The 10,105-nt window shown below is 37.7% G+C and carries 14 protein-coding genes and 1 pseudogene; 12 read left to right on the forward strand and 3 right to left on the reverse strand.

Translation table 11 applies throughout. From position 1 onward, the window contains the following. The first annotated feature begins 23 nt into the window (after positions 1-23). Positions 24-134, forward strand: coding sequence for a DUF6440 family protein (locus DXB52_RS17480; protein WP_472520318.1), 111 nt, complete (start codon positions 24-26; stop codon positions 132-134). Between the two features lie 60 nt (positions 135-194). After that, the gene (locus DXB52_RS14020) at positions 195-653 is read left to right on the forward strand and encodes a VOC family protein (protein WP_117467741.1); all 459 of its coding nucleotides are present in this window, start codon (positions 195-197) and stop codon (positions 651-653) included. 146 nt (positions 654-799) lie between these two features. On the opposite strand, the gene DXB52_RS14025 is transcribed toward DXB52_RS14020, so the two are convergent. Beyond that, positions 800-1,489 (reverse strand): helix-turn-helix domain-containing protein, encoded by a 690-nt coding sequence (locus DXB52_RS14025; protein ID WP_117467740.1) that lies wholly within the window; start codon positions 1,487-1,489, stop codon positions 800-802. A gap of 250 nt (positions 1,490-1,739) precedes the next feature. Here DXB52_RS14025 and DXB52_RS14030 point away from each other — a divergent pair, with 250 nt between their 5' ends. The 9 genes and pseudogenes from DXB52_RS14030 to guaA all read left to right on the forward strand — a co-directional run bounded on the left by DXB52_RS14030 (position 1,740) and on the right by guaA (position 9,020). Continuing rightward, a complete protein-coding gene (locus DXB52_RS14030) occupies positions 1,740-2,069 on the forward strand; it encodes a hypothetical protein (protein WP_117467739.1) in 330 nt (109 codons plus the stop codon). 94 nt (positions 2,070-2,163) lie between these two features. After that, complete coding sequence (locus tag DXB52_RS17485) at positions 2,164-2,742, forward strand: replication initiation factor domain-containing protein (protein WP_472520307.1); 579 nt, start codon at positions 2,164-2,166, stop codon at positions 2,740-2,742. A 2-nt stretch (positions 2,743-2,744) separates the two neighbouring features. Continuing rightward, positions 2,745-3,239 carry a replication initiation factor domain-containing protein gene (locus DXB52_RS17490; protein ID WP_472520309.1) on the forward strand — a complete coding sequence of 165 codons (495 nt, stop codon included), beginning with the start codon at positions 2,745-2,747 and terminating at the stop codon, positions 3,237-3,239. A gap of 67 nt (positions 3,240-3,306) precedes the next feature. Next, positions 3,307-3,474, forward strand: a complete 168-nt coding sequence (locus tag DXB52_RS16255; RefSeq protein ID WP_165853158.1) for a hypothetical protein — start codon at positions 3,307-3,309, stop codon at positions 3,472-3,474. 91 nt (positions 3,475-3,565) lie between these two features. Beyond that, positions 3,566-5,101 carry a recombinase family protein gene (locus tag DXB52_RS14040; protein WP_117467738.1) on the forward strand — a complete coding sequence of 512 codons (1,536 nt, stop codon included), beginning with the start codon at positions 3,566-3,568 and terminating at the stop codon, positions 5,099-5,101. After that, a pseudogene (locus DXB52_RS14045) lies at positions 5,088-5,249 on the forward strand (sporulation transcriptional regulator SpoIIID); the annotation flags it as partial. The gene DXB52_RS14040 and the pseudogene DXB52_RS14045, both read left to right, overlap by 14 nt. Positions 5,250-5,314: 65 nt before the next feature. Beyond that, positions 5,315-6,844: a response regulator gene (locus DXB52_RS14050; RefSeq protein WP_118107854.1), complete on the forward strand. Its 1,530-nt coding sequence runs from the start codon at positions 5,315-5,317 to the stop codon at positions 6,842-6,844. Between the two features lie 174 nt (positions 6,845-7,018). Next, a complete protein-coding gene (locus DXB52_RS14055; protein WP_015530108.1) occupies positions 7,019-7,246 on the forward strand; it encodes an HPr family phosphocarrier protein in 228 nt (75 codons plus the stop codon). Positions 7,247-7,472: 226 nt separating this feature from the next. Beyond that, positions 7,473-9,020, forward strand: a complete 1,548-nt coding sequence (gene guaA, locus DXB52_RS14060) for a glutamine-hydrolyzing GMP synthase (RefSeq protein ID WP_055146606.1) — start codon at positions 7,473-7,475, stop codon at positions 9,018-9,020. Positions 9,021-9,126: 106 nt separating this feature from the next. Here guaA and DXB52_RS17495 read toward each other — a convergent pair whose 3' ends face one another. Together DXB52_RS17495 and DXB52_RS17500 are read right to left on the reverse strand one after the other, a co-directional pair. Beyond that, positions 9,127-9,378, reverse strand: coding sequence for a hypothetical protein (locus tag DXB52_RS17495; RefSeq protein WP_472520314.1), 252 nt, complete (start codon positions 9,376-9,378; stop codon positions 9,127-9,129). Then, positions 9,371-9,559 carry a helix-turn-helix domain-containing protein gene (locus DXB52_RS17500; protein ID WP_472520316.1) on the reverse strand — a complete coding sequence of 63 codons (189 nt, stop codon included), beginning with the start codon at positions 9,557-9,559 and terminating at the stop codon, positions 9,371-9,373. Before DXB52_RS17500 ends, DXB52_RS17495 begins: the two co-directional genes overlap by 8 nt. A gap of 176 nt (positions 9,560-9,735) precedes the next feature. On the opposite strand from DXB52_RS17500, the gene DXB52_RS14070 reads away from it, so the two are divergent. Beyond that, positions 9,736-9,924, forward strand: a complete 189-nt coding sequence (locus DXB52_RS14070; protein WP_003019365.1) for a hypothetical protein — start codon at positions 9,736-9,738, stop codon at positions 9,922-9,924. Positions 9,925-10,105 lie beyond the last annotated feature (181 nt).

The raw sequence follows: 10,105 nt of genomic DNA on the forward strand, positions 1-10,105 counted from the left end.
CGGGTTTAAAAAGTGAGAAAACAATATATGTTGATAAAGAAACAGGAGTAAATTATCTTTTTATTGCAAATGGATTTGGAGGTGGTTTAACTCCATTATTAGATGTGGAGGGAAAACCTATTATTACGAAATGATCCATAATACTAAGAACTAATAGACGAATATATAAACTAGGACTTGTGGAGGTAATGGAAATGAAATTGAAAAATCCTATGCTAGTGGTAACAGATATAGAGAAATCAGTTGAGTTTTATAAAAAAGTTTTCGGGCTTCATGTGATTATGGATTTTGGAGCAAATAAAACTTTAACAGGCGGTTTGGCTTTGCAGACGGTTGAAACATATAAAGACTTTATCGGGAAAAGTGGTATTTCTTTTGGTGGCAATAACTTTGAAATTTATTTTGAAGAAGATAATTTCGATGAATTTGCGGATAAGCTGAAAGAATGTAATGTTGAATACGTCCACCCCATTGTAGAACATTCATGGGGACAGCGTGTTGTTCGTTTCTATGACCCAGATAAACATATTATTGAAGTTGGTGAGAACATGAAAATAGTATGTAAGCGTTTCTTAAATAGTGGAATGACACCAAAACAAGTATCAGAACGCATGGACGTACCTATGAAATTTGTCAATGCCTGTATGCGATAAATCCCAGTTTGCCTATACCTAGTGAGGTCAAGGAACAAGGCGAAGCCGATACGCCGTAGGGCAGTCCTTGACGGAACGGACACAGCCAACAGCACCATGATACAGCAGAGGACTTGTAAGGTCAGAAACCTTGCAAGTCCTCTTGTTTATTGTTGGTTGTGATATTTTAGGTATAGTGCTTCTTTTTCAATTTCTTTCTCAAATGCCTTTATATGGAATCCATATGGTTTAGTATTGATTTGAAAACAATCATCAGTTGGTGAATAGGAAAGCATGGTAACTTTCGGTTCAAACGTTTTTGTGTCAATTCCGTAATAATATATAGTAGCAGTTATCAGTACCATGTTGATACTTTCAAAATCTTTTGTAAAAATAGCGTGCCTGTCAGAGTGGAACAGGTCTGATGGACATTCGTAAAACTCGGAGCAGTCCTCTTTTAAAAACAAGGGGAGCAGGTGCATTGCATTGGAACTCCTGTCTACAAGAACATAGAAACGGGGAATCATGGCGGCATACTGGGGCATCATGGCAATATACATATCATCTAGCTTGTCAAGAAGATATTCCGAGCAGTCATTATTATAAAAGACATAAGGAAGTGCCTGTTCCTGCCCTTGTGAGCCAGTCTGCATGGGTACGTTCTCTCCGTAAAGCCACCGCAAGTCCACATCTAAAGAATCGGCAATCTGTTCCATTTTATCTGCTTTGGGATTGTACTGTCCTGAAAGATAGGAACTGAATGCTCCTTTGCTGATACCTGTATCTTTTACAATATCAATCTGTTTCTTATTTTTAGCTTTCATAGCAAATCGAATCCGTTCTGCGATGGTATTCATCTGAAAAAACCTCTCTTTCTATATCTCGTTATAACTTGTTATATCTTATCATCTAAATCCACTATACCACAGGTGCAGAAAAAAGAAAATAAAAAGTTCATAAAAAACTAAACTTTCTCTTGCGAACTGAAAATCTGTGTGCTATGATACAAATGGGTTCAGAAATAACTGAACTATATGACGTCATATCAAAGGAACTGGAAATAAAAGAAAGCTGTCCTATCGGCAGGACGGGGAGAAAGGAAGATGTATGCAGATTACATTGACAAAAGAACAGGTCAGAGAAGCCTTTGGAGAACTTCGATTTATGGGTGCAGACGCTTGTTACCATTATGATAGGGAGAACAAGAAGAAAACAGAGGAAGTGGAAGCCTTAAAACTTCATCTTGGAAGCATGAAGTTAGGAAACAGCGTGGATATTCGTCTGGAAGCAACGGAACTTCCGAAGATTGAGCCTTATGCGGTGGTAGAACTGGAAGAAGCAGTATACTCGCCTTATGTACAGAGAGGGAATTTCCCTGTGCTGGTGGAGAGGATTACCTGTAAAGGAATCCGCAGTATTTCAAGCAAACAGGTATAGGCAGTCAAAGTTCCTGTCCCCGTTCTGACGTACCAAACGGCAGGTTGGGGGCAGGGCAACGGCAATGCCGTTGCAGATAGGAGGTTTGATAAATTTGGAAGAAAGAAGCGGAAGTCTTCTTTCAGAACTCCCCTACACTAACAGGGGAGTAATACGGCAGAAAGAAGAATTAAGCGCGTTGATAGACTGGTGTCAGATAACCATTAAGGAAGTTCCATTAGAAGCAGTCATAGAAGATGTGCTGAGAATACCTTTGGAACTTATGACGGTCACAGGCTATGAAAAGGGGATTGCAGGACATGAGGTTGTAGCAATCTTCGATAATATCAAGGTGCTAAAGCCAACAGGAAACGCACAGTATCAAGGCTTTCAGATTTTAATGAGTGGGAAAGGCTGTCGCAACTATGAGATTTTTTTACAGCTCAATGAGGAAACATGGTTTGATTTCTTAAACAGAGTTTGCCAGTATCACATCAACTTTCCTCGGATTGATTTGGCGATAGATGATAGAAAACCATATTTGAGTATTCCCGATTTGATTGTAAGGACAAAAGAGGGATTGCTTTCCACAAAGTTACGGGAGATAGATTTTCACGATTCGGGAGAACTAAAAGAGGAAGTCTTTCAGAGTAAAGGTGGAAGTCTTTATCTCGCAGTTCAGCCAGTAATTTAAGATTGGTATTTTATGAAAAAGGATATGAACAGAATAAAAAGTATGGAACGGAACTGGATGAAAATTGGAATCGATATGAATTGAGATTTCGACAGGAAATGGCAGTAAGTGTCGTACAGGAATTATTGAGATACAGAGATGTGGCAGGACTGGCAATGGAAGTATTGAACAGTAAAATACGATTTTTAGAAAAGCCGACAGACAGCATGACAACTCGAAAAAGACTTTATCCCACTTATCGCGCGTGGGCGGAACTGATGAAAGACATAGGTAAGGTGAAACTTACCATGCAACCACAGAAGAAAAGTCTGCAAAAGGTGTGGGAATGGCTGGAAAAATATGTTGCACCATCTTTAAAGCTGTTTGCAGAGGTGGGAAAGATAGAGCAGAGAGATTATATTGGGAATCTCATAGCAAATGGAGAAATGAATATCACACAGAAGCAGTTGTATGAGGACTACTTAAAATCCTTAAAGTTAAGTGAAAAGAGAAGTTAAGGTAAAAGGGAATAATCGTTCAGACTGGACATATAAATGCAGAAAGGACTTTTAGGAGTGAACATATTTGAAAAAGACGAAACTGAATATACGTTTTCATAATCCGAATACGGAGGAAGAAACCGTTCAGTACATAGCAAAGATTTTCGTAGCAGTAGGTGTCCAAAGATTAGAAAAAGAAGTAGAAAGTGCTATACAGAAGAAAGAGTATGAAGAAGTAATGAAAATAGTATAGTAAGTTGCAAATTCATCTTGAGAAACAGAAGTGACTATGATAAGATAAAGAAGTAACAGAAAGATGATTAGTAAATAGGTAGGTGTTGGAGATGAATATAGCCGCTTATTGTAGAGTATCAACAGATAAATCAGACCAGTTAAATAGTTTAGAAGCACAGAAAAAGTTTTTTGCAGAGTTTACAGAGCGTAATGGACATAATCTTGTAAGACTATATGCAGATGAGGGTATTTCGGGAACAAAGATTAAAAATCGAAAAGAATTTCAAAAACTCATGCGTGACGCAAAGCAGGGGTTATTTGATATGGTTGTTGTAAAGGATATTTCAAGATTTGCCCGTAATACCGTTGATTTCTTACAAAGTATTCGTGCATTGAAAGCACTAGGAATTGAAACAACATTTTTAACAGCGAATATGACAGTATTGGGGAACTCGGAATTTGTTCTAACCATTTTCGGAGCTTTGGCACAGGAAGAAAGTGCAAACACTTCTAAACGTGTGAAATTCGGAAAGAAAATGAACGCAGAAAAAGGACGAGTTCCTAATATTGTTTATGGGTATGATAAAACGATTGGAGATTATTTCAATCTTGAAATAAATAAAGAAGAAGCTAGAAATGTAAGGCAGATTTACAAATGGTATATTGACGAGGGATATGGTGCGGCTAAAATCGCAAATATGTTGAATGAACAAGGGATAAAAACAAAACGTAATTGTGCGTGGAGTCAAAATGCGATTTGCCGTATTCTTACAAATGAACTCTATACGGGAAAAATCATCAATGGAAAAGAGGAAGTTGAGGACTTTCTGACTGGGGTAAGAACCACAAAAGAAGAAAGCGAGTGGCTGATTACGGACAAGCCGGAACTTAGAATCATTGAACCGGAGATATTTGATAAGGCACAAGAAGTATTAAAAAGCAGGCATAAGGCATTTAAACTAAATAAAGAACGACAGAGTAACAAATATATTTTTAGTACCTTAATTAAGTGTAAAGAATGTGGCTGGTCTTTTAGAAGAACAGTCAGAACCTATAAAAATACTTATATTCGTTGGGTTTGTTCGGGACATAACGGAAAAGGGGTAGATAATTGCCCGAATGCAGTCACGATAGATGAAGCGGAACTCATACAGGCATTAGATGAATATTTTAAAGAGATTTTAAAGGATAAGAAGAATATCATAAATCGTATTGTAAAAGAGTTTAATCGGATATATAAGAAAAAGGAAGATAATGAACAATACGAAAATGAACTAATGACAGAACTTGCAAAGTTGAAAAAGACAAGAGAAAAGTATATGGATATGTACACAGATGATTTAATCAGCCGTGAGGAACTGAATGAAAAAATCGGAGGTATGAAGAAAAAGATTGAGAAACTGGAAAACGAGTTAAAACTGGTAGAGTATAATCTGAATAAGGGCGACCAGTTGGAAGAAATCGTACAGCATACGTTCAAAAACATTGAGGGCATTACTTCAGTTGCAGATATGACAAATGAGCAGTTGAAACAGATTATACAGAAGATTGAAGTAGATAAAGAGGGGAATGTGGACATTTACCTTAGAATATTTGGTGATTTAGGTTTAGATGATAGCGTTCTAATTAGTTACGACCATACATAAGGATGTTACAGAACGTCTGCTTCAGATCAACCCATCATTGGCTCATGAAACGCGTAAGGTTTTAGACACCAACAAATCAGAACGTCACATCCGGGGAGGGCTCGCCACCAGAGAAAAATATTTACACTTGCATACTTCCAATTATTGAAGTTAATGTTACAATAAAAAAGGATATCCAATCGGAAACACGGACATTGAGAGGAGACTGTTCAAATGCGGGTGGCAATCATTGAAAGGGATGAAAAAGTATTAGAAGAACTGAAAAAAGGTTTGAAACGTGTAGATCCGAATTACGAATTGGCGGGGATTGCAGGGAACGGACAGTCTGCATATGAGATGATAACAGTTATGCAGCCAAACCTTGTTATTATGGATATTGGGCTTCCACGGATGAATGGATTAAATCTTTTGAGAAAATTACGCACGGAAGGACGCGAGTTTCGTGTGATTATTATAACAAAGGATGAAGATTTTCAACAGGCAAAGCAGGCAATCGATCTGGGGGTGGACGGATATTTAGTACAGCCGTTTCAGCCGATGGAGCTTAAGAAGGCATTAAGCCGTATTCATGAAAAAATCAGGAATGAGTATTGGATGCAGGCTTCTTTTACTGTTGAAAATGTTCTGTTGAGCTGCAGAGATGGAGAAATTATATCGAATCAGAAGTTAAATGAAATGACCATTCGGAGATTTGGTTTTACAGTGGATGATCCGGGATATTTATTTACGGTTTCAATGGCAGACGAATACGAGGAGCAGAAGGAGAATGTACGTGGATTTCTCGAAGAAATCTGTAGACATGAGTGCGGATTTTCGGCATCTGTTATATGTTCGGATCAATGGAAAAAGGTGTACCTGATCATTTACCGGGTATATGAAGCTAGGAACTGGAAAGAATATTTTCAAAAAAATGTGGTTACTGGGTTATGTAGGAAGTTTCCGGGGACAATTATTTGTGTATGGATAGAGACAAAACAGCTGACAAAGCTGGAAGAGGCAATGATTCAGACAGGGAGCCTTATGGAATGGAATCTTCTTCAGCCACGAGGAGTTTTGATCTGTCAGCAGACAGTTGAGAAATTTGAAGTTGTTCCGGTGCGTTATCCGGTAGAATTAGAACAACGAATGCGGGAAATGATTTTCGATGAAAACAAGAAAGGAATTGCCAGACAATTTCAACTTGTTTGTGAGGAAATGAAAAGAGAAAAATATTTTCCAAAAGAAATAAAATACAGTATCATTCGTTTTTGCATGGCAGCTGGATTAAATTATAGAAATTATGGCGGGCAGATTGACGAAACAGAAATCCTGAGTCTTATGCAGCAGATTACATATGCCATCAGCTGGAAACAGATAGAGAAAGCGATTCAAGGATTGGAACGGATGATATCATATGAACATAAATTTGAGCGGTACAGTACGCTTATTCAAAAAGCAATGGAAATTGTAAGAAAAGAATATGACAGAGGTATTACATTGGAAGAAGCAGCGAGCCAGCTTTATGTATCAGAAGAATACCTGAGTTCTCAGTTTAAGAAGGAGACAGGATATAATTTTACAGAAACTGTGAGGAAATACAGGATAGAAAAAATAAAGGAGCTTCTTAGGACAACAAAATATAAGATGAATCAGATTGCGGGGCTTGTCGGTTACTCTGATCCCAAATATATGAGTAAGGTGTTTAAAGAGGAGGAAGGGATTTTACCGACGGAATACAGACGTAACTCCACTGGGATTTCATAATCAGGAGTAATTTCATATTGCTTATAGAAAAAAGTAGAGAATAAGAGGCATATTTAATTAAAAAAATACACTTTTATAAAAAAATTCACCCTTTTAAATATAAAAAATGTGCTATGATATATGTGAAAAGTGAAAAGGATTTCATAGCCGTTAAGGCAGAAAGAGGTGAAAAGAATGAGCACAATGAACATTACTTTCAAACACCCGGATGAGATCATTGATTTCTTGAAAACAGTATGTAAATTTGACTTTAACATGGACATGAGAAGAGGACGGGCAGTAGTAGATGCGAAGTCATTACTTGGAATCATGAATCTGGGATTGAATAACGTGATTGAACTGCAGATGTATGCAGACGATTGCACAGAACTTGAAAGACAGCTAGAAAGATTTGCAGCATAAAATGGAACATAAAAATGGGATGTCGGGCATTTGTTCGGCATCTTTTTTGCTTTGGATAGATCAGAAGGGGAATAATTACCGTGTATAGTAATAGAAATTGTGGATAAGATTTTATTTTACATAAACAAATACTTGTAAATCAAGGATTCCTCTACTATAATGAAGAACAGAAAAAAATATATAGATAAAGCAAATAGTTTTGATTGGATTTGACAGGAGGAAAGATTTGAAGAAAGAATTAGTGATTGTCCTTGACTTCGGTGGACAGTATAACCAGCTAGTCGCAAGACGTGTCAGGGAGTGTAATGTATATTGTGAAATTTATTCATATAAGACAGATATTGAAAAAATCAAAGAGATGAATCCGAAAGGAATCATTCTCACAGGCGGACCAAACAGCTGTTATGAGCCGGATTCACCGACTTATTCAGAAGAACTGTTCAAGCTTGGAATTCCGGTTCTCGGACTTTGCTATGGCGCACAGCTGATGTCTCATGTACTTGGCGGAAAAGTTGAGCGTGCAGATGTAAGAGAATACGGTAAGACAGAAGTTATTATTGATAAAAAAGACTCCAAAGTATTTGAGGGTGTTTCAGAGACAACAACATGTTGGATGAGCCATTTTGATTATATTTCAAAAATTGCTCCGGGATTTGAAATTACAGCACACACTGCTGACTGTCCGGTTGCAGCAGCTGAAAACGCAGCTGAGAAACTGTATGCAATCCAGTTCCATCCAGAAGTACTTCATACAGTAGAAGGAACAAAGATGATCAACAACTTTGTAAAAAATGTATGTGAATGTGCAGGTGACTGGAAGATGGATGCCTTTGTTGAGAATACAATTGCAGAGATCCGCGAGAAGGTTGGAAACGGAAGAGTATTGCTCGCACTGTCAGGTGGGGTTGACTCTTCAGTGGCAGCAGGACTTCTTTCCAAAGCCATTGGAAAACAGCTTACTTGTGTATTCGTAGATCACGGACTTCTTCGTAAAAATGAAGGAGATGAAGTTGAGGCAATCTTCGGACCAGAAGGCCAGTTTGATCTGAACTTTATCCGCGTAAATGCGCAGGAAAGATATTATAACAAACTTGCAGGCGTTACAGAGCCAGAAGCAAAACGTAAGATTATCGGTGAAGAATTCATCCGTATCTTTGAAGAAGAAGCAAAGAAGATCGGTACTGTTGAATTCCTTGCACAGGGAACAATTTATCCGGATGTGGTAGAAAGTGGTCTTGGCGGAGAATCCGCTGTGATCAAATCTCACCACAATGTAGGAGGACTTCCGGATTTTGTAGATTTCAAAGAAATCATTGAGCCGCTTCGTGATCTTTTCAAAGATGAAGTTCGTAAAGCAGGACTTGAGCTCGGACTTCCTGAAAGACTCGTATTCCGTCAGCCATTCCCAGGACCGGGACTTGGAGTACGTATCATCGGCGAAGTAACAGCTGAGAAAGTTCGTATCGTTCAGGATGCAGATGCTATTTATCGTGAAGAGATTGAAAATGCCGGACTTGATAAGACAATTGGTCAGTATTTTGCAGCACTTACGAATATGAGAAGCGTTGGTGTTATGGGTGATGAGAGAACTTATGATTATGCTGTAGCTCTTAGAGCCGTTAATACGATTGATTTCATGACTGCAGAGGCAGCGGAGATTCCGTATGAAGTTCTGAATAAAGTGATGAGCAGAGTTATAAATGAAGTTCGTGGGGTGAATAGAATATTCTATGATCTGACGAGTAAGCCACCGGGAACGATTGAGTTTGAATAAAATATATGAGCCAAGAAATGCCTATTTTACGGGCTTTCTTGGCTCTTTCTACGTCTAGTGACAATCAAATGACAATATTTTTATAAATGACCATGAATAAATTTTTTTATTTGGCAGGAAATTGGCTTTTCCAGTCAAGATATTCTTTTTCTGTAATCTCTTCATTTCTGTATTTCTGATACATATCAGCCCATGTTCCAATATTATCCAGCATATTCAAAGAATCGTGTCCTTTGTCTTTAAACATGAGCTGCGGTACGCCAGATTCATCTCGATAAGCGTGCAGTCCATATTGATCTTCCAAAGCAAATAATGCGTGCATGACGCTAATATAAGTATCAAAGTTTGGATCAGACATGGCGTATGGACTGATCTTTAATGAGTTCGCTATTTTTTTTTAACTGTTCTGCTGAAGGGAAACGATTCCCAAGTTCATAATTTCTAATTGCCGATTCGCTCAATCCGGACATGATTGCCAATTCTTTCTGTGTATATCCTTGATCGATCCGGAATTTTCTTATTTTCTCACCTACTGTCATAAGAAAACACTCCTTTGCTGATTGTTACTTAAAAGTATAACATAAACAGTTCAAAAATGAAATATAAAAATAAACAGTTCATTTTTGAAATTATTCTATTGACAGTACGGAAATGAAATGTTATGATACATATAAACCGTTCGATAATGAACTGAAAAAAGAAAGGAGGGATATAGATGGCTAGTAAATTATTTATATCAGCAAAAGAAGTAGCGAAAGAATTAGAAGTATCTGATTCCTATGCGTATCGTTTGATCCGTCAGTTAAATGCGGAATTGGAGCAAAAAGGTTTCGTTGTTGTCAAAGGAAAAATCAGCCGTAAATATTTTGAAGAACGAGTTTACGGTATGAACGAAATGAAATAGCAGTCCAGCTAATAAATGTCAATAGTTAAATGAAAAAATTGCTCTTATTTTCTGGCTAAAAAAGGGTAGACGTCCCCCTTGGTGAAAATATCGTTCTTTTGAAAGATATTGATTCGTTGGATGTACAGTATTTTATGCAGCCATGTCGCATTTGGAAGCATTGTATTGTTTGATATGCTCC

This window comes from Ruminococcus sp. OM04-4AA, from assembly GCF_003462585.1.
Lineage (GTDB): Bacteria > Bacillota > Clostridia > Lachnospirales > Lachnospiraceae > Mediterraneibacter > Mediterraneibacter faecis.